24 protein-coding genes are annotated in these 24,696 nt (G+C 54.8%); 21 read left to right on the top strand and 3 right to left on the bottom strand.

The features are described from left to right. Positions 1 to 39 precede the first annotated feature (39 nt). From ACPUC7_RS04070 to ACPUC7_RS04025, 10 genes are all read left to right on the top strand, one after another. The gene (locus tag ACPUC7_RS04070; protein WP_494921856.1) at positions 40 to 780 is read left to right on the top strand and encodes a heme ABC transporter permease; all 741 of its coding nucleotides are present in this window, start codon (positions 40 to 42) and stop codon (positions 778 to 780) included. Next, on the top strand, positions 777 to 1,010 hold the full coding sequence (gene ccmD / locus ACPUC7_RS04065; RefSeq protein WP_494921855.1) for a heme exporter protein CcmD: 234 nt from the start codon (positions 777 to 779) through the stop codon (positions 1,008 to 1,010). Before ACPUC7_RS04070 ends, ccmD begins: the two co-directional genes overlap by 4 nt. After that, positions 1,007 to 1,492, top strand: coding sequence for a cytochrome c maturation protein CcmE (ccmE, locus tag ACPUC7_RS04060; protein ID WP_494921854.1), 486 nt, complete (start codon positions 1,007 to 1,009; stop codon positions 1,490 to 1,492). The genes ccmD and ccmE overlap by 4 nt, the downstream gene beginning before the upstream one ends. Further along, positions 1,489 to 3,447, top strand: coding sequence for a heme lyase CcmF/NrfE family subunit (locus ACPUC7_RS04055; RefSeq protein ID WP_494921853.1), 1,959 nt, complete (start codon positions 1,489 to 1,491; stop codon positions 3,445 to 3,447). Before ccmE ends, ACPUC7_RS04055 begins: the two co-directional genes overlap by 4 nt. Further along, positions 3,444 to 4,001: a DsbE family thiol:disulfide interchange protein gene (locus tag ACPUC7_RS04050; RefSeq protein ID WP_494921852.1), complete on the top strand. Its 558-nt coding sequence runs from the start codon at positions 3,444 to 3,446 to the stop codon at positions 3,999 to 4,001. The genes ACPUC7_RS04055 and ACPUC7_RS04050 overlap by 4 nt, the downstream gene beginning before the upstream one ends. Continuing rightward, positions 3,998 to 4,453: a cytochrome c-type biogenesis protein gene (locus ACPUC7_RS04045; protein WP_494921851.1), complete on the top strand. Its 456-nt coding sequence runs from the start codon at positions 3,998 to 4,000 to the stop codon at positions 4,451 to 4,453. Before ACPUC7_RS04050 ends, ACPUC7_RS04045 begins: the two co-directional genes overlap by 4 nt. Beyond that, a complete protein-coding gene (gene ccmI, locus ACPUC7_RS04040; protein ID WP_494921850.1) occupies positions 4,453 to 5,664 on the top strand; it encodes a c-type cytochrome biogenesis protein CcmI in 1,212 nt (403 codons plus the stop codon). The genes ACPUC7_RS04045 and ccmI overlap by 1 nt, the downstream gene beginning before the upstream one ends. A gap of 35 nt (positions 5,665 to 5,699) precedes the next feature. Then, the gene (gene mlaA / locus ACPUC7_RS04035; protein ID WP_494921849.1) at positions 5,700 to 6,467 is read left to right on the top strand and encodes a phospholipid-binding lipoprotein MlaA; all 768 of its coding nucleotides are present in this window, start codon (positions 5,700 to 5,702) and stop codon (positions 6,465 to 6,467) included. 363 nt (positions 6,468 to 6,830) lie between these two features. Next, complete coding sequence (locus ACPUC7_RS04030) at positions 6,831 to 8,132, top strand: MFS transporter (protein WP_494921848.1); 1,302 nt, start codon at positions 6,831 to 6,833, stop codon at positions 8,130 to 8,132. A 9-nt stretch (positions 8,133 to 8,141) separates the two neighbouring features. Beyond that, positions 8,142 to 9,359 (top strand): mandelate racemase/muconate lactonizing enzyme family protein, encoded by a 1,218-nt coding sequence (locus ACPUC7_RS04025; RefSeq protein ID WP_494921847.1) that lies wholly within the window; start codon positions 8,142 to 8,144, stop codon positions 9,357 to 9,359. A gap of 57 nt (positions 9,360 to 9,416) precedes the next feature. On the opposite strand, the gene fadL is transcribed toward ACPUC7_RS04025, so the two are convergent. Further along, positions 9,417 to 10,700, bottom strand: a complete 1,284-nt coding sequence (fadL, locus tag ACPUC7_RS04020; RefSeq protein WP_494921846.1) for a long-chain fatty acid transporter FadL — start codon at positions 10,698 to 10,700, stop codon at positions 9,417 to 9,419. Between the two features lie 357 nt (positions 10,701 to 11,057). Between fadL and ACPUC7_RS04015 the strand changes: the two genes are divergently transcribed. The 4 genes from ACPUC7_RS04015 (at position 11,058) to sixA (ending at position 15,629) form a co-directional block, all read left to right on the top strand. Then, complete coding sequence (locus tag ACPUC7_RS04015; RefSeq protein WP_494921845.1) at positions 11,058 to 11,354, top strand: YfcZ/YiiS family protein; 297 nt, start codon at positions 11,058 to 11,060, stop codon at positions 11,352 to 11,354. 169 nt (positions 11,355 to 11,523) lie between these two features. Then, positions 11,524 to 12,834 carry an acetyl-CoA C-acyltransferase FadI gene (fadI, locus tag ACPUC7_RS04010; RefSeq protein WP_494921844.1) on the top strand — a complete coding sequence of 437 codons (1,311 nt, stop codon included), beginning with the start codon at positions 11,524 to 11,526 and terminating at the stop codon, positions 12,832 to 12,834. Further along, positions 12,834 to 14,963: a fatty acid oxidation complex subunit alpha FadJ gene (gene fadJ / locus ACPUC7_RS04005; RefSeq protein WP_494921947.1), complete on the top strand. Its 2,130-nt coding sequence runs from the start codon at positions 12,834 to 12,836 to the stop codon at positions 14,961 to 14,963. Before fadI ends, fadJ begins: the two co-directional genes overlap by 1 nt. A 183-nt stretch (positions 14,964 to 15,146) precedes the next feature. Beyond that, positions 15,147 to 15,629: a phosphohistidine phosphatase SixA gene (sixA, locus tag ACPUC7_RS04000; RefSeq protein ID WP_343553320.1), complete on the top strand. Its 483-nt coding sequence runs from the start codon at positions 15,147 to 15,149 to the stop codon at positions 15,627 to 15,629. Between the two features lie 167 nt (positions 15,630 to 15,796). Here sixA and smrB read toward each other — a convergent pair whose 3' ends face one another. After that, on the bottom strand, positions 15,797 to 16,345 hold the full coding sequence (smrB, locus tag ACPUC7_RS03995) for an endonuclease SmrB (protein ID WP_494921843.1): 549 nt from the start codon (positions 16,343 to 16,345) through the stop codon (positions 15,797 to 15,799). Positions 16,346 to 16,504: 159 nt separating this feature from the next. On the opposite strand from smrB, the gene prmB reads away from it, so the two are divergent. The 6 genes from prmB to ACPUC7_RS03965 all read left to right on the top strand — a co-directional run bounded on the left by prmB (position 16,505) and on the right by ACPUC7_RS03965 (position 21,261). Continuing rightward, positions 16,505 to 17,437 (top strand): 50S ribosomal protein L3 N(5)-glutamine methyltransferase, encoded by a 933-nt coding sequence (prmB, locus tag ACPUC7_RS03990; protein WP_494921842.1) that lies wholly within the window; start codon positions 16,505 to 16,507, stop codon positions 17,435 to 17,437. A gap of 46 nt (positions 17,438 to 17,483) precedes the next feature. After that, positions 17,484 to 18,569: a chorismate synthase gene (aroC, locus tag ACPUC7_RS03985; RefSeq protein ID WP_494921946.1), complete on the top strand. Its 1,086-nt coding sequence runs from the start codon at positions 17,484 to 17,486 to the stop codon at positions 18,567 to 18,569. A gap of 8 nt (positions 18,570 to 18,577) precedes the next feature. Beyond that, a complete protein-coding gene (gene mepA / locus ACPUC7_RS03980) occupies positions 18,578 to 19,402 on the top strand; it encodes a penicillin-insensitive murein endopeptidase (RefSeq protein WP_494921945.1) in 825 nt (274 codons plus the stop codon). A gap of 133 nt (positions 19,403 to 19,535) precedes the next feature. Beyond that, the gene (locus ACPUC7_RS03975; protein ID WP_343553317.1) at positions 19,536 to 20,333 is read left to right on the top strand and encodes a sulfite exporter TauE/SafE family protein; all 798 of its coding nucleotides are present in this window, start codon (positions 19,536 to 19,538) and stop codon (positions 20,331 to 20,333) included. Positions 20,334 to 20,400: 67 nt separating this feature from the next. Then, positions 20,401 to 20,946 carry an elongation factor P hydroxylase gene (locus tag ACPUC7_RS03970; protein WP_494921841.1) on the top strand — a complete coding sequence of 182 codons (546 nt, stop codon included), beginning with the start codon at positions 20,401 to 20,403 and terminating at the stop codon, positions 20,944 to 20,946. A gap of 30 nt (positions 20,947 to 20,976) precedes the next feature. Continuing rightward, positions 20,977 to 21,261: a YfcL family protein gene (locus tag ACPUC7_RS03965; RefSeq protein WP_343553315.1), complete on the top strand. Its 285-nt coding sequence runs from the start codon at positions 20,977 to 20,979 to the stop codon at positions 21,259 to 21,261. A gap of 29 nt (positions 21,262 to 21,290) precedes the next feature. Here ACPUC7_RS03965 and mnmC read toward each other — a convergent pair whose 3' ends face one another. Next, a complete protein-coding gene (gene mnmC, locus ACPUC7_RS03960; RefSeq protein ID WP_494921840.1) occupies positions 21,291 to 23,303 on the bottom strand; it encodes a bifunctional tRNA (5-methylaminomethyl-2-thiouridine)(34)-methyltransferase MnmC2/FAD-dependent 5-carboxymethylaminomethyl-2-thiouridine(34) oxidoreductase MnmC1 in 2,013 nt (670 codons plus the stop codon). A 153-nt stretch (positions 23,304 to 23,456) separates the two neighbouring features. Here mnmC and fabB point away from each other — a divergent pair, with 153 nt between their 5' ends. Further along, the gene (fabB, locus tag ACPUC7_RS03955; protein ID WP_343553683.1) at positions 23,457 to 24,677 is read left to right on the top strand and encodes a beta-ketoacyl-ACP synthase I; all 1,221 of its coding nucleotides are present in this window, start codon (positions 23,457 to 23,459) and stop codon (positions 24,675 to 24,677) included. The last annotated feature ends 19 nt before the right edge of the window (positions 24,678 to 24,696 follow it).

The following is a 24,696-nucleotide window of genomic DNA, read 5'->3' as shown; positions in this document are numbered from 1 at the left end:
GACCGAATCCTGAATTCTTTTTTATTGTGAGCTAAGCAAATGTGGAAATGGTTACACCAGTGGGCGAAGCCTGAGCGGCTTTACCAGCTATGCGGTCGCTTGATCCCCTGGTTCGCGGTGTTAGGTGTTGGCACGTTGTTACTCGGTTGGGTGTGGGGCTTCGGCTTTGCACCGGCAGATTACCAACAGGGCAACAGCTTCCGAATCATGTACATTCACGTGCCAGCGGCGATGTGGTCAATGGGCGTTTATGCCTCAATGGCGATCGCGGCATTTATCGGCCTGGTGTGGCAGATGAAAATGGCCGACCTGGTCTCGGCGGCGATGGCACCAATTGGCGCGGTGTTCACCTTTATCGCGCTGGTTACTGGTTCCGCCTGGGGTAAACCGATGTGGGGAACCTGGTGGATTTGGGATGCGCGCTTAACCTCTGAACTGGTGCTGCTGTTTCTCTATATGGGCGTCATCGCGCTGTATCACTCGTTTGAAGATCGTCGCACCGCTGGCCGTGCCGCTGGGATTCTGATTCTGGTGGGCGTAGTCAATCTGCCAATCATTCACTTCTCGGTACAGTGGTGGAACACGCTGCATCAGGGATCGTCGGGCATTCTGCAACAGGCCATCGATCCGAGCATGCGCACGCCGCTGCGTTGGTCGATTCTTGGTTATTTGCTGGTGTTTGGTGCGTTGACCCTAATGCGCCTGCGTAACCTGATTCTGTTTAGCGAGCGCCATCGTCCGTGGGCGATTGATGTCGCGCAGGGAGGACGCAAATCATGACACCCGCTTTTGCTTCGTGGAGCGACTTCTTCGCCATGGGCGGCTATGCCTTTTACGTTTGGCTGGCTGTCATCCTCACCATGATTCCGTTATTCGGGCTGGTGCTGCACACCGTGCTGTTCCGCCGCCGTTTGCTGGCCGAGATTCGCCAGCGACAATCCAGGGAGCGCCGCATTCGCGCGGCTAAATCGAAAAAAGCTGCCGATGAAGCAGCAGGAGAATCCGTGTGAATATCCGTCGTCGTAACCGCCTGTATGTCGCGGTAGCGGTGTTGATTGGGCTTGGCCTGGCAACCTCGCTGGTGATGTACGCGCTGCGTTCCAACATCGACCTGTTTTATACGCCAAGTGAAATTCTGTATGGCAAAGGTGAAGATCACCAGAAGCCGGAGCCGGGCCAACGCTTGCGTATTGGCGGTATGGTGATGCCGGGCAGCGTGAAACGCGATCCGAAAACGCTCGCCGTGTCCTTCAAACTGTATGACGCCAATGGCGTGGTCAGCGTTAGCTATGAAGGCATTCTGCCGGACCTGTTCCGTGAAGGGCAGGGTGTCGTCGCGCAAGGTGTGCTGGAAGATGGCAACCTGGTGAATGCCAAAGAAGTGCTGGCGAAGCATGACGAGAAATACACGCCGCCTGAAATCGAAGATGCCATGAAGAAGAATCACACCGGACCTGCGGCGGCCTATCAGCAGGCAGGTGCGCAATCATGATGCCGGAAATTGGCAGTTTCTTACTTTGTCTGGCGCTGGCACTGGCGCTGCTGTTGAGTGTTTATCCACTGTGGGGCGCGGCGCGTCAGGATGCCCGTTTGATGGCGCTGGCACGTCCGTTGACGTGGGGCATGTTCTTCTGCGTCGCGGCCTCTTTCCTGATTTTAGTGTATGCCTTTGTCGTTAACGATTTCACCGTCGGCTACGTCGCCACCAACTCCAATACGCTGCTGCCAGTGTACTATCGCGTTGCGGCTACGTGGGGCGCGCACGAAGGTTCGCTACTGTTATGGGTTCTGTTGCTCAGCACCTGGACGTTAGCGGTAGCGATCTTCAGTCGCGGTATGCCGCAGGATGCGTTAGCACGCGTGCTGGCGGTGATGGGCATGATTAACCTCGGCTTCCTGCTGTTTATCATCCTCACTTCGAACCCGTTTACCCGCACCTTGCCGAACTTCCCGATTGATGGTCGCGATCTTAATCCGATGCTGCAAGATATCGGGCTGATCTTCCATCCGCCGTTGTTGTACATGGGTTATGTGGGTTTCTCGGTGGCGTTTGCCTTTGCTATTGCTTCGCTGATGGCGGGTCGCCTCGATACCGCGTGGGCACGCTGGTCACGTCCGTGGACCACCGCAGCCTGGGTGTTCCTGACTATCGGCATCGTGCTTGGTTCAGCGTGGGCCTACTACGAACTCGGCTGGGGCGGCTGGTGGTTCTGGGATCCGGTCGAGAACGCCTCCTTTATGCCGTGGCTGGCGGGCACCGCGTTAATGCACTCGCTGGCGGTCACTGAAAAACGCGGCAGCTTCAAGTCGTGGACCGTGTTGCTGGCGATTACTGCGTTCTCGCTCAGCTTGCTGGGCACATTTTTGGTGCGCTCCGGCGTGCTGGTCTCGGTGCACTCATTCGCTTCCGATCCGGCGCGCGGCATGTTCATCCTTGCCTTCCTGGTGATCGTGATTGGTAGTTCGTTGCTGCTGTATGCGTTAAAAGGCGGCCAGGTGCGCAGCCGCGTGCAGAGCGAAGCCTGGTCGCGCGAATCATTCCTGCTCGGCAACAACGTGTTGTTGATTGCCGCAATGCTGGTGGTATTGCTCGGTACCTTGCTGCCGCTGGTGCACAAACAGCTGGGCTTAGGCAGTATCTCGGTCGGCGAACCGTTCTTTAATACTATGTTCACCTGGCTGATGGCGCCGTTTGCCCTGATGCTCGGCATTGGTCCGCTGGTACGCTGGCGTCGTGATGAGCCGCAGAAACTGTGGAAGCGTTTGGGCGTGGCTCTATTGGTGACACTGATTCTGTCGATTGCCTTGCCGTGGTTATTGCAGGATCGCATTGAAGCGATGACGGTGATCGGCCTACTGATGTCAATCTGGGTGATCATGTTGACGCTGATGGAACTGCACGAACGTGCAACCCATCGCCACTCGTTCTTGAAAGGTTTGCGCCATTTGTCGCGTAGCCATTGGGGCATGGTTTTAGGTCATCTTGGTGTAGCGGTTACGGTGGTGGGTATCGCGTTTAGCACCCAATATAGCGTTGAACGTGATGTGCGCATGAAAGCCGGCGATACCGTTGACATCCACAATTATCACTTCACCTTCCACGGCGTGCGTAATCTGCAAGGCCCGAACTACAGCGGTGGCGAAGCGATTATCGAAGTAACACGCAACGGCAAACCGGAAGCGGTGATGCAGGCGGAAAAACGCTTCTACTCAGCAGCGCGCACCATGATGACCGAAGCGGCGATCAGCGGTGGCTTTACGCGTGATCTGTATGCGGCGCTGGGCGAAGAGTTGGAAGACGGTTCGTGGGCTGTGCGCATCTACTACAAACCGTTTGTACGTTGGATCTGGTACGGCGGCGTGTTTATGGCGGTGGGCGGCCTGTTCTGCCTGTTCGATCCGCGCTATCGCTCGCGTAAAAAAGCTGAGCGCGAGGAGCTGGCATGAACAAAAAAATCCTGTTTATCCCGTTAGTTCTGTTCCTGCTGCTGGCGGCGGCGCTGTTGTGGCAGCTGTCGCGTAACGCTAATGGTGATGATCCTACGCGGCTTGAATCAGCCTTGATCGGCAAGTCGGTGCCGGTGTTTAAACTCGAATCGCTGGATCAACCGGGCAAAGTCTACGATCAGCAGGTTTTGACCGATGGCAAACCGATCCTGCTGAACGTGTGGGCTACCTGGTGTCCGACCTGTCGCGCTGAGCATCAATATCTCAACACGCTGGCGGAAAAAGGCATTCGCGTGGTTGGGCTGAATTACAAAGACGATCGCACCAAAGCGGTGACCTGGCTGAACACGCTTGGCAATCCTTACGCGCTGAGTCTGTATGACGGCGACGGCATGCTCGGTTTGGATCTGGGCGTTTACGGCGCACCTGAAACCTTCCTGATCGATGGTAAAGGCATTATTCGCTATCGCCACGCGGGCGACATGAATGACCGCGTCTGGCTCGAAGAAGTTAAACCGCTGTGGGATAAGTACAACAAGGAGGCGGGCGCGTGAAACAGCTGCTTCTACTGTTAGCCGGCATTCTGCTTAGTACCAGCCTGTGGGCGGCGATCGATACTTATCAATTCGACTCGGTGCAGCAGGAAGAACAATACCGTGAACTCACCGGTTCCTTACGCTGCCCGAAATGCCAAAACAACAGCATTGCGGATTCCAACGCGATGATCGCCGCGGATATGCGCCTCAAAGTCTATGAGCTAATGAAGCAGGGCGAAAATCGCCAGCAGATCATCGACTACATGGTGGCGCGTTACGGTAACTTCGTCACTTATGAACCGCCCGTGACGCCATCTACCTTGATTCTGTGGGTTGGTCCGGCGCTGTTTGTAGTGCTGGGGGCGCTGATTATTATCCTGCGTAATCGCCGTGGCAAAACCCGCAGCGGATTGGACGACGATGAACAACAGCGCCTTGCGGCGTTACTCAAGCGTGACGGGAAGCCGTAATGACTGGATTCTGGATTACCTTAATTGTTTTATTGCTGGCGGCGATTGCGCTGTTTCTGCGCGCCGGCTGGCGTCAACGTGAAGCGACAACCGGCGATCGCGATCGTCTCAACACTGATTTTTACCAGCAGCGTTTACGCGAACTGGAGCGTGATGAAGAAGAGGGCGTGGTTGCTGAACGACCAGAAATGGTGCGCGAACTGCAACAAACGCTGTTAACTGACGTCCCCAAGCAGGACGCTGCCAGCATTCATCACAGCAGCCGCTGGGTGTTGCTGCCGGGCGTGATCATTCTGCTGGTGGTTTCGCTTGGCATGTATCTGAAAACTGGCGGTCTGGCGCAGCAAACTGCCTTTATTAGCGTGCAGCAGGAGTATCCTATTCTGCGCGCGCGCGTAATGGATCCTAAAGCCCAGCCGCTGACCATGGAAGAGCTGGCGCGTTTGCAGTTAGGCCTGCGCAGTTCGTTGCAGCATGACTCAGCCAATCTCAATGATTGGGCGATGTTAGGGCGTCTCGGTATGGTGCTGAACAACGCCACCGATGCCAGCCAGGCGTTTGAACATGCGCTGCAACTGGCGCCGGATAATCTGGAATTGCAGCAGGATTATGCAGAAGTGCTGACGCGCTCCAGCGATCCGCAAGATAATCGCCAAGCCAATGTGATGTTGAAAGAGTTGTTGAAGCGCGATCACAGCGATGTGCGTACGCTGAGTTTGTTAGCGTTTAACGCCTTCGAGCAGCAGCAATATAATGAAGCGATTGGTGCCTGGCAGGTGATGTTGAAATTGTTACCGGCGGGCGATCGTCGTATTACTATGATCGAACGCAGCATTGAACAAGCGAAAACCGACGCGGGACAGCAAAATAGCAACCTGGCACTGACCGTGAGCCTGGCTCCGCAGGCAGAAAAAATGTTACCGCAAGGCGGAGTCATGTATATTTCTGTGTCTGACGGTGTTTCACCGGTGCCTGTGGCTGTGAAGCGTTTACCGCTCAGTCACTTCCCGTTATCGCTTACGCTGGATGACAGCAATGCCATGATGCCCGATCGCCTGCTTTCGGCGCAGCATCAGGTGCAAGTCAGGGTGCGCATTTCGCGCGATGGCAGTGCCAATCCCCAGTCTGGCGACTGGTTTGGTTTGAGCGTCATCACTCCCTGGGATGGTCATCCGCAACTGGCTGTGGAAATTAATCAACAGCAGCCCTGAAGCGATACATTACTGATCCGCACAGGGAGAGAATAATGAATAACCGCCTAACCGGTTTAGCCTTAGCCAGTTTACTGCTGGTGGGCTGCGCGAGCTCAAAACCGGCTGATACCACGGAACCTGCTCAGCGTAGCGATCCGTTGGAAGGCTTTAACCGCACGATGTTTAACTTCAACTACAACGTGCTGGATCCTTATGTGGTTCGTCCGGTAGCGGTGGCCTGGCGCGATTACGTGCCAGTGCCGGTGCGCAGCGGAACCAGTAATTTCCTCAGTAACCTTGATGAGCCGGCCAGCATGGTCAACGCCATTTTGGTGGGTGAACCTCGTCGTGCTGGTGTCCACTTTACGCGCTTCTTCCTAAACACAGTGTTAGGGCTGGGTGGATTTATTGATGTGGCCGGTAAAGCCAATCCTGAATTGGCGCGTGAAGTGCCGCACCACTTTGGCAGCACGTTGGGACGTTACGGCGTGGGTTACGGCCCGTATCTGGAATTACCGGGTTATGGCAGCTTCACCATTCGTGAAGATGGCGGTGACTTCGTCGATACGCTTTATCCGGTGTTAAGCTGGCTGACCTGGCCAATGTCGATCGGTAAGTGGACGCTGGAAGGTGTGGAAACCCGCGCGCAATTGCTGGATTCCGATGCCATTTTGCGTCAGCAACAAGATCCCTATGCCTTCATTCGCAATGCGTACTTCCAGCGTCATGACTTTATCGCCAGCGGCGGTAAGTTGAAGCCGGAAGAGAACCCGAATGCCAGCGCGATTCAGGACGATCTCAAAGATATCGATTCACAGTAAACAATATTGATCAGCAAGATGGCGGCCCATAAGGCCGCCATTTTTTTGCCCATTATTCGTGGTCGCCATAAATGGCGACCCTACGACAGAATCGTGCCGTGCGATTTATGGTGACCGAATATCTGCGGCTGTCAGACATTTCCTCGTTTTCCCCTCCCTTAATACTTAAGTTAAATTTCCAATCCGAGATTTAGAACCCCCTCACGGTAATTTTTGGCCCTAATCTCATTGTTAGGCTTAGAACTGTTTAATCTCACAAATCCTTAACAAAATTAACATTGTCGCTAGCTGTGCATTTGTCATCTGGTTAAGTTTAGAAGAAATAAAACAGCGGTTTACTTCTTCTGTGAGCAAGGAAAAACCATGACAGACAGCACTTCATCCGCACCAAATTCGGCCATATCTGCAGTTGAAACACCGGTTAGTACTCTCAGCACGCGCCAACGTTGGTACCAGTTGGCGCTAGTAGTTTTAGCGGCGGGCACTATCTATCCGCTGCTCTATTTACGCCAGTATTACCAACCGACCATGGTGGCGTATTTCGGCATCAACGATCTGCAACTGGGTCAACTTTACTCAACGCTCGGCACGGTGTTTGTGCTGTGTTATCTACCAAGCGGCTGGCTAGCCGACCGCGTGGCACCGCGCATTCTGATCTGTTTTTCACTGTTCACCACCGGTTTGTTGGGCTTCTTCTATGCCAGTCAGCCTGCGTTTCATTGGCTGTTGGTGATATTTGGCTGTTGGGGATTATCCACCGGATTAACCTTCTGGTCGGCAGTGATCAAACGCGTCGGCAGCATTGCGCAATCCAATGAACGAGGTCGCTTCTTCGGGATTCTGGATGGCGGCCGCGGCATGGTGGAAGCGTCGCTGGCAACGGTGGCGGTGGCTTTGTTTGGTTGGTACGCCGCGCAGGATCTGGAACTGAAAGGTTTTCGTCACGTCATCCTGATGTACGCCACGTTGTGCGTGACCCTGTCGGTGATTCTGGCGTTTATTCGCGATCCCGCCAGCGCACAAAATCAGGATCGTGTGGCCGCGCGTAACAGTAATTTATGGCTGGATTTGAAAACCCTCGCCAGTAAGCCCAACCTGTGGCTATTGGCCAGCGTGGTGTTTTGTGGATATCAACTCTTCTGGTCAACCTACAATTTCTCCGCTTACTTACGCACCTCCGAATACGGTGTACCGGCAGCGCTGGCGGCGTTTATTACTGCCGGCAAAATGTGGATGCGACCAATTGGCGGCATCGGCGGCGGCTGGCTGGCGGATAAGTTTTCCCGCGCTGGCGTGCTGTGCGGCGTATTGGTGTGCGGCGCGCTGGGTGTCAGCGGCTTGATCCTACTGCCCAACGGCATTCCGCACATCGCCTTGATTGCGTTTGTGCTTTTAGTGGGGATGTTCGCCTATGCGGTGCGCGGCCTGTACTGGGCGCTGCTTGATCGCTGCGACATCCCGCCGCATTGCACCGGTTTAGCGATTGGCTTGGTTTCGGTCATTGGTTATTCGCCGGATATCTATTTGCCATTGCTCAGCGGCTATCTCACCCAACATTTCCCTGGCGCCACCGGCTATCGGCTGTTCTTCAGCTATATCGTAATGATTACTTTGTGCGGTGCCTTTGGTGCCTGGCGTTTGCATGTTCGTTTTAATCGTAAATAAGGAAGCCCAATGAAAGTTATCTCACTGGAAACGCATGTCGTTGCTGTCCCGCCTCCGCATCTGGGTGGCATGTACTGGTTGTTCGTCAAATTGAAGACCGACGATGGTATTGAAGGCGTGGGCGAAATTTACGCTGCCACTTTTCATCCTGATGCGATGGTGCCAATCATCAACGATGTGTTTGAGCGCTACTTACTGAATCAGGACCCGCATCACACCGAACGTCTGTTCCGCCAGTGCTACTCCAGCGGCTTCACTCAGCGCCCCGATCTCACCATGATGGGCGTGGTGAGCGGGTTAGAAATGGCCTGTTGGGATATTGTCGGTAAAGCGGCGAATCAGCCGGTTTATCAATTGTTGGGCGGTTTAGTGCAGCCGCGTCTGCGCTCTTATACCTATCTTTATCCGGTTAATCGCCGTGGTGAATACGATTATGACGATGCGGATCTGGCGGCGGAATGTGCGGCAGAAAACGTGCGCAAAGGCTTCACGGCGGTGAAATTTGATCCCGCGGGTCCTTACACTGCGTACTCCGGGCATCAACTCTCTGTTGAAGTATTGGATCGCTGCGAGCTGTTCTGCAAACGCATCCGGGAAGCGGTGGGCAGCAAAGCCGATCTGTTGTTTGGCACCCACGGACAAATGGTGCCGTCATCCGCCATTCGCCTGGCGAAGCGGCTGGAGAAGTACGATCCGCTTTGGTTTGAAGAACCGGTGCCGCCTGGCCAACCGGAAGCGATGGGGCAGGTGGCGCGCAGCACGTCGATTCCGATTGCGGCAGGTGAACGTCTGACCACCAAATACGAATTCCATCAATTGCTGCAAGCCGGAGCCGCCAGCATTCTGCAAATGAATGTGGCGCGGGTCGGTGGTTTGCTGGAATCCAGGAAAATCGCTGCGCTGGCGGAAGTGCATTACGCGCAAATCGCGCCGCATCTGTATAACGGGCCAATTGGCGCGGCGGCCAGCATTCAGTTGGCGGCGTGCACGCCAAACTTCCTGATTCAGGAGAGCATTGGCTGTTGGGATGGTTTCCACGCCGAAATTCTTAAGCGTCCGATTCAATGGGAAGATGGCTACATCATTCCATCTAATGAGCCGGGATTGGGCGTTGAATTGAATATGGAAGTGGTCGAACGTCATACGCCTTATAAAGGAAAGCGCCTGCATTTGCAGATGGGCGAACAGCCCGCGGATGTGAAAGACCTCGCTCCCGCGCGCGGTTAATCGCAGGCAATAAAAAACGGCGACATCACTGTCGCCGTTTTCATTGCTATCAAGCCATCAGAACTTGTAGTTAAAGTTCGCGCCGTACAGCCAGGCTTTACCTTCAGAGTTAAAGGTATACGGGCCTTCTTTCACGGTAACTTTCTGGCCGTGCATATAAGAAACACCTAAGTCCACCGACGCATCTTCGTTAAACGCGTAGGAAGCACCGGCGCTCAACCACAGACGATCCTGATCCGGGATGGAGATAGAGCGCTTGTCAGCCGGAACCGGGCTGTCATCAAAGGCGATACCGGTACGGAAGGTCCAATTGTCATCGTAGAAGTAAGAGGTACCCAACGCGATACGATAGGCGTCGTGATAGCCTTCGTCTTTATAGAATAGCGTTTGACCGTTGCTGCCAGTAGCTTTCAACTCCTGGAATTGGCTCCAGCTGGTGTACGCCAGGCTGTAGTGCACCGCCCATTGTGGCGCGACTTTGTGGTAACCAGACAGTTCCCACATCTCCGGCAGATTCAGCGTCAGAGAGCCTGGAATGGTCGAACCGCTGGTGCCGTAAGGCAAGCCCATCATCTGCGCCTGCGGCAGCGAGTTCACGTAAGTAGGCAGATTGCTTTTGTAATCGCCATCAAAGTCGACTTTCACTTCAGAACGATAGGTGAAGCCGAAGCGGTTATTTTTATCCACTTCATACAAGATGCCCGCGTTCCAGCCGTAGCCCCATTTATCACCTTTTAGGTGAGCGATTTGGGTATCCGCTGGAATGCCCAGCGCTGCGCCAGATTCACCGGCATAGCGCTCAATTTTTGCTTTGGCGTAAACCGCATCAAAACCGATACCGAAGCTGAAGTTCTCGTTCAGTCGATAAGCAGTGCTGATGTTAAAATTACCCGTCATCAGGTCGGTTTTGCCGCCGTAACCGCCCGCGGTGTAGCCGTTGTTAAATTCAGTCGCCAAACCATAATTTGAGGTGACGGAAGCGCCAACCCACCATTGGTCATTGATGGGCTGCACGTAATGGATATTCGGAATCCATTGGTTTGGCGCAATGTTTTTTGCATCGAGGCTGCGGCCAGACTGACTTTGGCCGCTGATATTCACGTCGGGATCAATATAAACCGCGCCGATGGAGAAGGAAGGACGATCCATCAACGCCATGGTTGCAGGGTTACGGCTGGCGGAAGCGGCGGTATCGCCCATTGCGCCTTCCCCGGAATAAGCACGACCTAAACCAATTGCTGAGAATTCATTAAGTTGAAAGCCGGCGGCGTAAACGTGGGAACAGACGAGCGTTACTGCAGCTGCCACAGCTGACTTTGCAAACAGGTTTTTATGGTTCATGACCACAACCTCATCTAGATTTATTATTTAACTTGTTACGTCGCGTAACAAAGAGCGGCGAATTGTAGGGACTGACGGCAAAACCACATATCAGACCAGTGCGACGAGTATAGGTCCGACCTGTGTATTTGTTGCAATATTGTTTTTTAAATATTTCTGATTTGATCGATAAAATCAGATCTGCTTAACAAAAACCAGACGGTTCGACATCAGCATAGCGGTCAATTTTGTTCTGGATCAATTTTTATTGTGATATTCGTCACTTAGCAGCAAGAAGATAGATGTGAAATCGCGCCACGCGTACACTTTGCGGCAGAAAATGATCCGAATGTGTTTAATTATCGTCAGGAGAAAACCATGACTGATGCCATTAATAAATGTAGTGCGAACGAAACGGCAGCTTGCTGCTGTGTCGATGTAGGTAGCGTGATCGATAACAGCGATTGCACCGCAAATTGGTCTGGCGTGCTGGTTGATCGTCACGCGGCTGATGCGATGCTGGCGCACCTTACAGAAAGAGCGCGTCAGGTTGAGTCCGAACCGTGCGACATTCGCAGTGAAATCAAGCCAGAAGGTGATGCGGTGCGTTTGAACATCGATTTCACCTTTTCCTGCCAGGCCGAAACCATGATTTTCCAGCTCGGCTTACGCTAATCTCTCTCCGCTGCCGAAATCCCCCTTCGGCAGCCTTTGGCTATTTTCGTGTATTCCCTCGCAATTTTTTCCTCTGGTTATTGGCGACTTAGCAACACTTAGTTAACACTGATGATCAGGTCAGACCTGTTGGCAATGATGCTGCGGTCGAAAATTACAGGTGATTGCAATGAACAAAGCGCAGCCGCTGCTGACGCGTCAAGGCGAACGTATCGCCATTACTCATGGACTACGCACACCTTTTGCTCGCCAGGCGACAGATTTCCATGGCATTCCCGCACTCGAATTAGGCCGCATGGTGGTCAGCGAACTGCTGGCGCGAAGCGAGTTGCCGGTCGAAGTGATCGATCAGCTGGTGTTTGGCCAAGTAGTGCAGATGCCGGAAGCGCCGAATATCGCGCGTGAAATTGTCTTGAGCAGCGGATTAAGCGTGCACACCGATGCGTATAGCGTCAGCCGGGCGTGCGCCACCAGTTTTCAGGCGGTTGCCAACGTCGCAGAAAGCCTGATGGCCGGCACCATCAATGCGGGTATTGCTGGCGGCGCAGATTCTTCATCGGTATTGCCGATCGGCGTGAGTAAAACGCTGGCGCGGGCGCTGGTTGATCTCAACAAAGCGCGCAGCTTTAGCCAAAAGCTCAGTATCTTGCGCCGTTTACGTCCACGCGATCTATTGCCGGTGCCGCCAGCAGTCGCGGAGTATTCCACCGGATTGCGCATGGGCGATACCGCTGAACAAATGGCGAAAAGTCATGGCATTACCCGTGAACAACAGGATGCATTAGCACTGCGATCGCATCAACATGCGGCGCGCGCCTGGCAATCTGGCGTATTGGCGCAGGAAGTGATGCCCGCCTTTGTGCCACCGTGGAAAGCACCCATTGAGCAGGACAACAATATTCGTTTCAATGCCAGTGCGGCAGATTACGCCAAACTGCGCCCGGCATTTGATCGCCGCCACGGTTCGGTGACCGCCGCCAACAGCACGCCGCTCACCGATGGCGCAGCGGCGGTGATTCTGATGCGCGAAGGGCGCGCGCGTGAATTGGGCATCCAACCGCTGGGCTATCTGCGCAGCTATGCTTTCACCGCCATCGATGTCTGGCAGGACATGTTGCTGGGCCCAGCTTACGCGTCGCCGCTGGCACTGGAACGTGCCGGTATCACGCTCAACGATTTGACGCTGATTGATATGCATGAAGCCTTTGCTGCGCAGACGCTGGCGAATTTAAACATGTTCCGCGACGAACGTTTTGCGCGCGAAAAGTTGAACCGCACGCATGCGTTGGGCGAGGTTAATGAAGAACGCTTTAATGTGCTGGGTGGATCGATTGCTTACGGCCATCCGTTTGCGGCCACTGGCGCGCGCATGATCACGCAAACCTTGCAGGAATTACGGCGGCGCGGCGGCGGATTAGGATTGGTCACCGCTTGTGCGGCGGGTGGTTTGGGGACGGCCATGGTTTTGGAGGCTGAATGATGAACGCATCCGCCTTTCATTTGCATATGCGTCTTGATCATGTCGGTGTGATCACCATCGATGTGCCAGGCGAGAAGATGAACACCCTGAAAGCGGAGTTTGTGCCGCAGATCAAAGCGGTGCTGGACGAAGCGCGCCGTCATGCACAGCTGGCGGGATTAGTGTTGATTTCTGGCAAGCCGGATAATTTTGTCGCCGGTGCCGATATCAGCATGATCGCCAACTGTAAAACGGCAGATGAAGCCGAAGCGCTGGCAAAGCAAGGTCAGGAGATTATGGCGATGATTGCCGCGCTGCCGTTTCCGGTGGTGGCGGCGATTCATGGTGCTTGCCTCGGTGGCGGTCTGGAATTGGCGCTGGCGTGCGATGCACGAATTTGCTCGCTGGATGACAAAACTCGCCTTGGCTTGCCGGAAGTGCAACTTGGTTTGCTGCCAGGTTCCGGTGGCACGCAGCGTTTGCCACGTCTGATTGGCGTGCAGCAGGCGCTACCGTTGATCCTCACCGGCAAGCAACTGCGCGCTAAACAGGCGCTCAAACTCGGCATTGTTGATGATGCGGTGCCGCAATCAATCTTGCTGGAGACGGCAATTGCGCGCGTACATAAAGGAAAGCGCCCGCATCGCGAGTTATCTCGTCGCGACCGATTGCTGCAAGGACCGATTGCGCGGCAGATTTTGTTCTCCATGGCGCAACGTCAAACTCACAGTAAAACCCAAGGCAACTATCCCGCGGCCGAACGCATTATTGACGTGGTACGCATTGGACTGGAGCAGGGCAGTAGCGCTGGACATGAAGCGGAAGCACGCGCCTTTGGTCAATTGGCGATGACGCCGGAATCGGCCGCGCTGCGCAGTTTGTTCTTTGCCTCAACCGCATTGAAAAAAGAGGCCATGGCAGAAGCTGAACCGCGCGCCTTGCAACAGATTGGCATCCTCGGCGGCGGTTTGATGGGCGGCGGCATTGCCAGCGTCACGGCGCTGAAAGCCGGTTTGCCGGTGCGCATCAAAGACATCAATCTTGCTGGTGTGAATCACGCCTTGCAGTACAGCTGGGATTTGCTGAGTAACAAGGTTAAACGTCGTCAGCTGAAGGCGGCAGAGCGCCAGCAACAAATGGCACGTATCAGCGGCGGCATCGATTATCAGGGCTTTAGCCAGCGCGATTTGGTGATTGAAGCGGTGTTTGAAGATCTGGCGCTGAAGCAACAGATGGTCAGCGAAATCGAAAGCCATTGCCAACCGCACACCATTTTTGCCTCGAACACCTCGTCATTGCCGATCGGCGATATCGCGGCGCAAGCGCAGCGGCCAGAAAATGTTATTGGCCTGCACTTCTTCAGTCCGGTAGACAAAATGCCGCTGGTGGAAGTGATTCCGCATGCCAACACATCGGCACAAACGCTGGCAACCACAGTTGATTTAGCGCGCAAGCAGGGAAAAACCGCGGTAGTGGTGGCCGATCGTCCCGGCTTTTACGTCAACCGTATTCTTGCACCCTATATAAATGAAGCGATGCACTGCTTGCTGGAAGGTGAGCCGATTGAACACATCGATCGCGCCCTAGTAAAGTTCGGTTTCCCGGTCGGGCCGCTGCAACTGCTCGATGAAGTCGGTATTGATGTGGGCAGCAAAATCAGTCCGATTCTCGAACAGGCCTACGGTACGCGTTTTAGCGCGCCGCCTGCGGTGAGCGCGATTCTCGCCGATGACAGAAAAGGGCGCAAAAACCGCAAAGGCTTTTATCTTTATCAGCCATCACGCTGGTCGCGTAAACGTAAAACCGATCCCTCTATTTATACGCTGCTGCATGTCAAACCGCAGGCGAAGCAGAGCGAAGCACAGATTGCCGAGCGTTGTGTATTGATGATGTTGAACGAAGCGGCGCGTTGCCTGGATGAAGCGGTGATTCGTAACGCGCGTGATGGCGATATTGCTGCGGTATTTGGTATCGGCTTTCCGCCATTCCTCGGCGGCCCGTTCCGCTATATGGATCAGCGCGGCATCGGCGATATCGTCAAAGCATTAAGGTCATTAATGCAGCGACATGGCGATCGTTTTGCGCCCTGTGACGCGTTGATTGCAATGTCAGAAGCGCAAACGAATTTTTACACTTCTGCACAATCATGAATAGGCGCACAGATTCAGCGGGTTAGTAAATGGCCCGCACAGCCGCATTCTGAGATATGCTTATTTAATAAACAACCGGTTGACTATACCGAAGCCATTGCGGTAAAACACACCGTTCATTCGCAGAATGAAGCGTTTGGTGCTGTGGTACCGAACGATATCGACAAACAACAGCGGTGCTTTATGCAAGTTTTTATCATGCGTCATGGCGACGCAGCTCTGGAAGCAGCGAGTGATTCAGTTCGACCTCTCACCCTCTGTGGCTGTGACGAATCAAGAGCAATGGCGAGCTGGCTCAACGGCAAAACGCCAGAAATCGATCGGGTTTTAGTGAGTCCGTATTTGCGCGCCGAGCAAACGCTGGCGACGGTACGTGAGAACCTGAAGTTGCCGGATGGTCAGGATGTATTGCCGGAACTGACGCCAGGCGGTGATCCCGCGATGGTTGCCAGCTATTTACAGGTGCTGGCGCAAAAAGGTGTTAAGTCGGCACTGGTGATTTCGCACTTGCCGCTGGTGGGTTATTTAGTCTCTGAACTCTGCCCGCAGGAAGCGCCGCCGATGTTCGCGACCTCCGCGATTGCCTGTGTTGCCTTTGATGCAGATGCCTGTGAAGGCAAGCTGGAGTGGCAGGTCAGCCCGTCAAAATTGGCCAAAGCAATTTAACTCTTCTATGGGCCGCAAACGCGGCCCTATCCTTTTCCCCGTCATACTTCAAGCTGTAGCTGCGTTGGCTGCACTTGCTTACCCCAGTCACTTACTAAAGTAAGCTCCCGGGGATGCACAAGTTTGCCGCCTTGCTACACCTCGAATTATTTAGGGGAAGTGCCGTGTTACGGCAATTCTGGCGGTTGCCACTCTTCTACTTCTATCAACACTAACAACGCCGCGTCGCCGCCGAACATTTTCGGGGCCTGATGAAACGCCATCACATGCGGATGTTGTGCCAACCACAATGGCGTTTGCTGCTTGAGGATATGTTTACCGTGGCCGGTCATCACGCTGGCGCAGAACAGATGTTCACGGCGACAAGCGGCAATCAACGCACCAAGTTCCTGCTTGGCCTGCATCTGAGTTAAACCGTGCAGATCGAGAAAAATCTCCGGCGTGTAATCACCGCGACGTAATTTTTTCTGCTCGTAATGGCTAACATCAGCCCGCACATAGCGCACCGGACCTTCGCCGGAGAGCAACGGTTGAAATTCGTCTGAGAAATAGTGGCTGTTATCAACCTGTTCGGAAAGCAGGCGTTTCAACGGCACTTCGCGCGTTTTCACTACCGGTTTGTGCACGATAGTGTCCTGTTTCAGTTTGCGGGTTCCACTCATTAACTGGCGGAACATCTCCTGATCGTCCTGGCTTAGCGGGGTTTTCTTACTCATGGCTCGGTAATGGATTCAGAAAAAGCTGGTAAACAGCCGGTGGCATACCTTAACCGTTACTGTTAACAAATGTCAGCTTTTTCACCTTGCTGCGCTGAATTCTGCCCGGCTTCGTGGCACACTATCGGCCGATTGATTTTATGGCCTGCGGAGGGCTACGTGGACAAGATATTCGTCGATGAGGCAGTGAATGAACTGCACACCATTCAGGACATGCTGCGCTGGGCTGTCAGCCGTTTTTCGGCGGCAGGCATTTGGTACGGCCACGGCACGGATAATCCCTGGGACGAAGCAGTCCAACTGGTTCTGCCAACGCTATGGCTACCGCTGGATATTCCCGAAGATATGCGCAATGCGCGCCTGACCGCCAGCGAACGTCATCGCATCGTTGAGCGCGTGATTCGCCGCGTCAACGAGCGCATTCCGGTGGCTTATCTCACTAATAAAGCCTGGTTCTGCGGCCACGAATTTTATGTCGATGAACGCGTGCTAGTGCCGCGTTCGCCGATTGGTGAACTGATTGAAAACCGGTTTGCCGGTTTGATCGCTGATTCACCGCATCACATTCTCGATATGTGTACCGGCAGCGGTTGCATCGCCATTGCCTGCGCTTACGCGTTCCCGGAAGCCGAAGTGGATGCGGTGGATATCTCAACCGACGCGCTGGCGGTGGCTGAACAAAACATCGAAGAGCATGGTTTGCTGAACCACGTCACGCCAATTCGTGCCGACCTGTTCCGCAATCTGCCGCCGGTGAAATACGATTTGATCGTCACCAATCCGCCGTATGTCGATGCGGAAGACATGGATGATCTGCCCAACGAATATCGCCACGAACCGGAACTCGGTTTGGCGGCTGGCAGCGATGGCTTGAAGTTGGTGCGTCGTATTTTGGCCTGCGCGCCAGATTACCTCACCGAGCAGGGCGTGCTGATTTGCGAAGTCGGCAACAGCATGGTGCACATGATGGATCAATATCCGGACGTGCCGTTTACCTGGCTGGAGTTTGATAACGGCGGTGACGGCGTGTTTATGCTGACGCGCGAGCAAATTGTCGCGGCGCAGCATCACTTCTCATTCTATAAAGACTAAATAAGAGGGCGAGCGCTCGCCCGCAACATCGCAACAAGGAACCATGATGGCCGGAAACAGCATCGGACAAGTTTTTCGCGTAACCACCTTTGGCGAGTCACACGGCATTGCGCTGGGCTGCATTGTTGACGGCGTGCCGCCTGGCATTCCGCTCACTGAAGCCGATATTCAGCACGATCTCGATCGCCGACGTCCCGGCACCTCGCGCTACACCACGCAGCGCCGCGAGCCGGATCAGGTGAAAATTTTGTCTGGCGTGTTTGAAGGCGTCACCACCGGCACGTCAATTGGCCTGTTGATTGAAAATACCGACCAGCGTTCGCAGGATTACGGCGCGATTAAAGATCTGTTCCGTCCCGGCCATGCGGATTACACCTACGAACAGAAATACGGCATGCGCGACTACCGTGGCGGCGGCCGTTCGTCGGCGCGTGAAACCGCCATGCGCGTGGCGGCAGGCGCGATTGCCAAGAAGTATTTGCAGATGAAGCATGGCATCGTGGTGCGCGGTTATCTGGCGCAGATTGGTGATGTGGCGTGTGAGCTGAAAGACTGGAGCATCGTCGAAGAGAACCCGTTCTTCTGCCCGGATGCCGATAAGCTGGACGCGCTGGACGAACTGATGCGCGGCCTGAAAAAAGAGGGCGATTCGATTGGTGCGAAAGTGACCGTGCTGGCCGAAAATGTGCCGCCGGGCTTGGGTGAACCGGTGTTTGATCGCCTGGATGCCGATTTAGCGCATGCGCTGATGAGCATCAACGCGGTGAAAGGCGTGGAGATCGGCGATGGTTTCGCGGTCATCACCCAACGTGGCAGCCAGCATCGTGATGAAATTCGCGCCAACGGTTTCCAAAGCAATCATGCGGGCGGCATTTTGGGTGGTATCAGCAGCGGCCAAACCATCAGTGCCAATCTGGCGATGAAACCGACTTCCAGCATCACCGTGCCAGGCAACACCATCACCCGCGACGGCGAAGAAGTCGAGATGATCACCAAAGGTCGCCACGATCCTTGTGTTGGCATTCGTGCCGTACCGATTGCCGAAGCGATGATGGCGATCGTGTTGATGGATCACCTGCTGCGCCAGCGCGCGCAAAACGGTGACGTCAACAGCAGCGTACCGCGCTGGTAAGCCCGATGATGCGTCGCTTGCTTATCACTTGTGCCGCGCTGTTATGCAGCGCCGCCGCGGTTGCCGCCACGCCGTGGCAGCAAATCCATCAGCCGATTGCGGGCAGCCCGCAGTCGATTGGCGGCTTCGCCAACGGCTGCATTATCGGCGCCCAGCAATTGCCGCTGGATTCACCTAACTATCAGGTGATGCGTCAGGATCAACGGCGTTATTTCGGCCATCCGGATCTGATTGCTTTTATTCAGCGTCTCAGCACTCAGGTGCATCAACTGCAACTGGGACAAGTGCTGATTGGCGATATGGGCATGGCGGCTGGCGGTCGTTTTAGCAGCGGTCATGCCAGCCATCAAACCGGTTTAGACGTGGATATCTGGCTGCAACTGCCTAAAAGTCGCTGGACGGCGCAGCAACTGCTGAAGCCGCAGCCGCTGGATTTGGTCTCCGCCGATGATAAGCAGGTGATTGCCCGCCACTGGCAACCGCAAATTGATAGCCTGATTAAACTGGCGGCTAAAGATGACGAGGTAACGCGTATCTTCGTCAATCCAGCGATAAAACGTCAGCTTTGTGCTGATGCCGGTAGCGATCGTGCCTGGTTGAATAAAGTGCGTCCGTGGTTTGCCCATCGCGCGCACATGCACGTGCGTTTGCGTTGTCCGGCTGGCAGCCTGGAGTGTCAGGATCAAGCGGCACAACCGCCGGGCGATGGCTGCGGCGCTGAGCTGGATAGCTGGTTCCTGCCGAAAAAACCAGGCAGCACGCCGCCAGTGAAGAAAACGCCTCCGCCGTTACCGCCTTCATGTCAGGCTTTATTAGACCGTCATTTATTATAACCGTGAGAATTTGAGTTGTGGCAAGGCGGCAAGTTCGTCCAGCTCCAGGAGCTTACTTAAGTAAGTGACTGGTGTGGGCGAGCGCAGCCAACGCAGTTACAGCTCAAAGGAGCGCGGTTATTTGAGGATTAAAATGGATTGGTTTGTTGTTAGCCCGCTGGTGCTCGGCGTGCTGTTTTTCGTGGCGGTGCTGGCGGCGTTTATCGATTCGATCGCTGGCGGTGGTGGATTACTTACCGTGCCGTCATTGCTGGCGGCCGGACTCTCTCCAGCGCAAGCGTTAGCCACCAATAAGTTGCAATCGGTCGGCGGTTCGTTTTCTGCCAGCCTCTATTTTATCCGCCGTGGTGCCGTGAAGCTCAATGAGCAGTGGCTGAACATCGCCATGACCTTCCTCGGCGCGGTGGCCGGCACCATTCTGATTCAACATCTGCAAGCTGATGTGCTGCGCCAAATCTTGCCGCTGTTGCTGATTTGCATCGGCCTGTGGTTCTTGCTGATGCCGCGCCTTGGTGAATCCGACCGCGAGCAACGTCTGCATGGTTTAGCCTATGCGCTGGTAGGCGGCGGTTGCGTTGGTTTTTACGATGGCTTCTTTGGGCCTGGCGCCGGTTCCTTCTACGCGCTGGCCTTTGTAACGCTGTGCGGCTTCAATTTGGCCAAAGCCACCGCCCACGCCAAAATCCTAAATTTCACCTCGAATTTTGGCAGTCTGCTGTTCTTTATGTTCGGCGGAAAAGTGGTGTGGGGCACCGGCGCAATCATGCTGCTTGGCGCGTTTATCGGCGCGCGACTCGGCGCCAGACTGGTGTTGAGCCGTGGTCAGAAACTGATTCGCCCGATGGTGGTGATCGTTTCTGCGGTAATGAGCGCCAAATTATTGTGGGATAGTCACGGTAGCGCGCTGCTGGCGTGGCTCGCCACGTTGTAATCCAATACTCGTCAAGACCGGCTGCCAATGCGACAATGGCGCCGGTTTTTTTAAAGATTAAAATATTATGAGTACGACACACCATTACGATCAGCTGATTGCCATTTTTGATGGCTGCTTTGTTGACGATTTTCAGACCCGTCTAATTAAAGGCGATGACGAACCTATCTATCTTCCTGCGGATGAGACATCGCCGTGGCATCGCGTGGTGTTTGCCCACGGCTACTACGCCAGCGGACTGCACGAAATTTCTCACTGGTGCATCGCTGGTGAAGCGCGTCGCAAACTGGTGGATTTTGGTTATTGGTATTGCCCGGACGGACGTGATGCGCAAACGCAGAGTCAGTTCGAAGCAGTGGAAGTGAAACCGCAGGCGCTGGAGTGGCTGTTCTGCGTGGCGGCAGGCTTTCCCTTCAATGTCAGTTGTGACAATCTCGAAGGCGATTGTGAGCCCGATCGCATCGCGTTTCAGCGCAAAGTGCATGCGCAAGTGATGACTTATCTGGAGCAGGGTATTCCGGCGCGACCGGCCCGTTTCATTGATGCACTGACGAATTATTACGGCACGCCATCATTAACGGCGGCGCAATTCCCTTGGCCGGAAGACCTGTAATCCGCGAAGGCTATAAGAAGAGAGGAAGAGATGATCGTAGAATTTGAAACCCGAATTCTGGCCCTGATTGACGATATGGTCGATCACGCCAGCGATGACGAGTTGTTTGCGGGCGGCTATCTGCGTGGTCATCTGACCTTAGCGGTAGCTGAAATTGAGCTCAGCGGCGAACATACCGCAGAAGCCCTGCAAACTCATGTCACCAACAGTCTGAACAAAGCGATTGAAGCCGGTGAACTGTCACCGCGCGATCAGGTGTTGGTCACCAGCATGTGGGATAACCTGTTCCTGCAAGCGCGCCAACAAACCGCGTAAATTCTCGGGGCGATCGCTCGCCCCGCAGATTAGCGTCCGGCTTTTTTACCCTTCAGCAATTTGCGCACCCAGTAACGATTTGGATTCATCGCCGCCAACGTGGCGGCATCCAATGGCTGCGGTTCACCGCTCATCTGTGCGGCCAACACTTCAGCCGCCAGCGGGGCACTGCACAAACCGCGCGATCCTAACGCACCCAACACAAACAAATTGCTATGCACCGGCGCGGCTTTCACTTCGGCTGCGGCGGCGCGCTGTTCCGGCAAGTCCGCATACTGCGTGAGTGTTGCGTCATAATCCGGCGCGCTCCCGCTCATCGGCAGATGATCGCGGGTGGCGCAGCGCACGCCATTGCGCGCCTGATTATCACTGATATCGACCTGCAGCGGCCACGCGCTGTCGGGCAAACAGTTGATCAGCCGCTGGCGATTTTCTTGCTGATCGTCGGCACGGAAAACGGTCGCCGTGTCACCGCGATGATAGCTGGCACCGATGCAATGTGTGGCAAAGTTCGGGCTTACCGGCGTGAGATAACCGTCATAACACAGCACGGTGCGCAATTGGCCGAGCGCGGAATTGGTCGGCGCATGGCTAACCTGGCCCGCTACGGCATACACTGGCAACGCCTGGCTTTGTTCGATATCTAACAACGCGTGGCCATTCGCCAGCACCACGTTTTGATGTTGCACAGCGGCTTGTTCGCTAAAGTGCAGCGTCCAGTTTTCTTCGTTACGTGCCAGTTGCGTAACGCGATGCAGCCAATGAATGCGTAAACCTTGCGTTTGTGCCAACTCCAGCAAGTTGCTGGTTAGTTGCGCAGGTGAGAGCCAACCGCCCTGCGGATAGAAAATCCCGCCGAAGCCGAGATCGACGCCGGCTAACTGCTCTGCCTGTTCTTTATTGACGCCGTAAGCGATCGCTTCGGGCAGCTGCATGCTGAGCATCTGCGCGATTTTCTCCGCGCTTTTGCTATCCCAACCCAGTTGCAGCACGCCGCTCCAGTCATGTTCGAATTCGACCGGCAATTGATCATACAGGCGACGCGCGAAACCAAACGCCGCCGGGAAGAAGGTGGCCAGCGCTGGATCGTGCTGATTAAGCAGCGGATAGAGCGCGCCCTGGCGATTGCCGGATGCGCCCAACGCTGGCGCTTCATCCGCACAATATAAGTTGACCTGCCAGCCACGCCGCAGCAGCGCCATCGCCAATACTGCGCTGGCCACGCCGCCGCCAATCAACGCCACTTCTTTGCTTGCGGCGTTTGGACGCGCATACCACGGTTGGCTGTGCGGCAACTCAGGCACTTGCTCCAACACACCAATCAGCATTTCACGCTTGTGACCAAATCCTTTGCGCTTCTGCATCGTAAATCCGGCGTCTTGCAGGCCACGTCGCACAAAGCCGGAAGCGGTGAACGTCGCCAGGGTGCCGCCGGGACGCGCCATGCGCGCCATGGCAGCAAACAGTTCTGGCGTCCACATCTCCGGATTTTTCGCCGGTGCGAAGCCATCAAGGAACCAGGCATCCACCTGACGATGAAGACTGTCATCAAAGGTGTGAATTAGCGCGTTAATATCACCAAGCCAGAGATCCAGCGTGACTTCGCCACCGTTAAACATCACGCGCTGGCAGCCCGGCAACGCGTGCGGCCACTGCTGTTGCAGCTGCTCTGCCCACGGTTGTAGTTCAGGCCAATGCGCGTGGGCGGCCACCAGATCGGCGTGCGTCAGCGGGAATTTTTCGCAGCTAATAAAGTGCAGTCGACGAAGTGGGGCGCTGGGATGTTCACTGCGGAAGCGATCAAACGCTTGCCACAAGGTGAGAAAGTTCAGACCAGTCCCAAAACCGCTCTCGGCGACGATAAATAAATCGCGCGGGTGATCGGTGAAACGTTGCGGAATGTGATTGCCATCGAGGAAGACATAGCGCGTTTCCTCCAGTCCATTATCGTTGGAGAAATAGACGTCACCGAACGCTCGGGAAACAGGTGTACCCTGTTCATTCCAGTTTAATTGCGCGTGTTCAACCGGGGTTATTTTCACGGGAAAGGCTCATATTTCAGGCAGTGGCGCGAGTTTAACGACTGACGTCACATGACGCAAATTTACAAAAGGAAATGGCTGATCGGACTTGTTCGGCTTACAACTGTACGCTAGAGTGCACCACATCCAAATATGTGGAACGAGGATTATTGAATGAAACGTGCAGTGATTACTGGCCTGGGTATTGTTTCCAGCATTGGTAATAACCAGCAAGAAGTGCTGGCTTCTCTGCGTGAAGGCCGTTCAGGTATCACTTTCTCTGAAGAGATGAGAGATGCCGGTATGCGCAGTCACGTATGGGGCAACGTCAAACTGGATACCAACGGGCTCATCGATCGCAAAATCGTGCGTTTCATGAGTGATGCCTCTATTTATGCTTACCTCTCCATGGCCGAAGCGATCAAAGATTCTGGCCTGACTGACGAGCAGTATCAGCAAAATCCTCGTGTTGGCCTGATTGCCGGTTCTGGCGGTGGTTCTCCGCGTTATCAGGTGTTTGGTGCTGACGCGATGCGTAGCCCACGCGGCCTGAAAGCGGTAGGTCCTTATGTCGTGACCAAAGCTATGGGTTCTGGCGTTTCAGCTTGTCTGGCAACACCATTCAAAATCCACGGTGTGAACTACTCAATCAGTTCAGCGTGCGCCACTTCTGCACACTGCATCGGTAACGCGGTTGAGCAGATCCAACTGGGCAAGCAGGACATCGTGTTTGCTGGCGGCGGCGAAGAGCTGAGCTGGGAAATGGCCTGTGAGTTCGATGCGATGGGCGCGCTGTCCACCAAATACAACGAAACGCCTGAAAAAGCCTCACGTACTTACGATGCTAACCGTGATGGTTTCGTCATCGCTGGCGGCGGCGGTATGGTGGTGGTCGAGGAGCTGGAACACGCTCTGGCACGTGGTGCACACATCTACGCTGAAATCGTCGGTTACGGCGCAACGTCAGACGGCGCAGACATGGTTGCTCCTTCAGGCGAAGGCGCAGTGCGCTGCATGAAGATGGCGATGCAAGGTCTCGACACCCCAATCGATTACCTCAACACTCACGGCACCTCTACGCCAGTGGGTGATGTGAAAGAACTGGGTGCGATTCGCGAAGTGTTTGGCGACAACTGCCCATCCATTTCCGCTACCAAAGCGATGACCGGTCACTCACTGGGTGCGGCAGGCGTGCAGGAAGCGATTTACACCTTGCTGATGCTGGAACACGGCTTTATCGCCCCAAGCATCAACGTGGAAGAGCTGGATGAAGCAGGTAAAGGTCTGAACATCGTGACCAAGCCGACTGAAAAAGCGCTGACCACTGTCATGTCAAACAGCTTCGGCTTCGGTGGTACTAACGCCACTCTTACAATGCGTAAGTTGCCAGCATAATCGCGTAGGGTCGCCATTT

The organism is Pantoea sp. CFCC18179 (assembly GCF_059412405.1).
This window is presented reverse-complemented; position numbering and strand designations above follow the sequence as displayed.

Coding starts and splice junctions, on each gene's coding strand:
- ACPUC7_RS04070 (WP_494921856.1), top strand. CDS start 40: ATGTGGAAATGGTTACACCAGTGGGCGAAGCCTGAGCGGCTTTACCAG.
- ccmD (WP_494921855.1), top strand. CDS start 777: ATGACACCCGCTTTTGCTTCGTGGAGCGACTTCTTCGCCATGGGCGGC.
- ACPUC7_RS04055 (WP_494921853.1), top strand. CDS start 1,489: ATGATGCCGGAAATTGGCAGTTTCTTACTTTGTCTGGCGCTGGCACTG.
- ACPUC7_RS04050 (WP_494921852.1), top strand. CDS start 3,444: ATGAACAAAAAAATCCTGTTTATCCCGTTAGTTCTGTTCCTGCTGCTG.
- ccmI (WP_494921850.1), top strand. CDS start 4,453: ATGACTGGATTCTGGATTACCTTAATTGTTTTATTGCTGGCGGCGATT.
- mlaA (WP_494921849.1), top strand. CDS start 5,700: ATGAATAACCGCCTAACCGGTTTAGCCTTAGCCAGTTTACTGCTGGTG.
- ACPUC7_RS04030 (WP_494921848.1), top strand. CDS start 6,831: ATGACAGACAGCACTTCATCCGCACCAAATTCGGCCATATCTGCAGTT.
- ACPUC7_RS04025 (WP_494921847.1), top strand. CDS start 8,142: ATGAAAGTTATCTCACTGGAAACGCATGTCGTTGCTGTCCCGCCTCCG.
- fadL (WP_494921846.1), bottom strand. CDS start 10,700: ATGAACCATAAAAACCTGTTTGCAAAGTCAGCTGTGGCAGCTGCAGTA.
- ACPUC7_RS04015 (WP_494921845.1), top strand. CDS start 11,058: ATGACTGATGCCATTAATAAATGTAGTGCGAACGAAACGGCAGCTTGC.
- fadI (WP_494921844.1), top strand. CDS start 11,524: ATGAACAAAGCGCAGCCGCTGCTGACGCGTCAAGGCGAACGTATCGCC.
- fadJ (WP_494921947.1), top strand. CDS start 12,834: ATGAACGCATCCGCCTTTCATTTGCATATGCGTCTTGATCATGTCGGT.
- sixA (WP_343553320.1), top strand. CDS start 15,147: ATGCAAGTTTTTATCATGCGTCATGGCGACGCAGCTCTGGAAGCAGCG.
- smrB (WP_494921843.1), bottom strand. CDS start 16,345: ATGAGTAAGAAAACCCCGCTAAGCCAGGACGATCAGGAGATGTTCCGC.
- aroC (WP_494921946.1), top strand. CDS start 17,484: ATGGCCGGAAACAGCATCGGACAAGTTTTTCGCGTAACCACCTTTGGC.
- mepA (WP_494921945.1), top strand. CDS start 18,578: ATGCGTCGCTTGCTTATCACTTGTGCCGCGCTGTTATGCAGCGCCGCC.
- ACPUC7_RS03975 (WP_343553317.1), top strand. CDS start 19,536: ATGGATTGGTTTGTTGTTAGCCCGCTGGTGCTCGGCGTGCTGTTTTTC.
- ACPUC7_RS03970 (WP_494921841.1), top strand. CDS start 20,401: ATGAGTACGACACACCATTACGATCAGCTGATTGCCATTTTTGATGGC.
- ACPUC7_RS03965 (WP_343553315.1), top strand. CDS start 20,977: ATGATCGTAGAATTTGAAACCCGAATTCTGGCCCTGATTGACGATATG.
- fabB (WP_343553683.1), top strand. CDS start 23,457: ATGAAACGTGCAGTGATTACTGGCCTGGGTATTGTTTCCAGCATTGGT.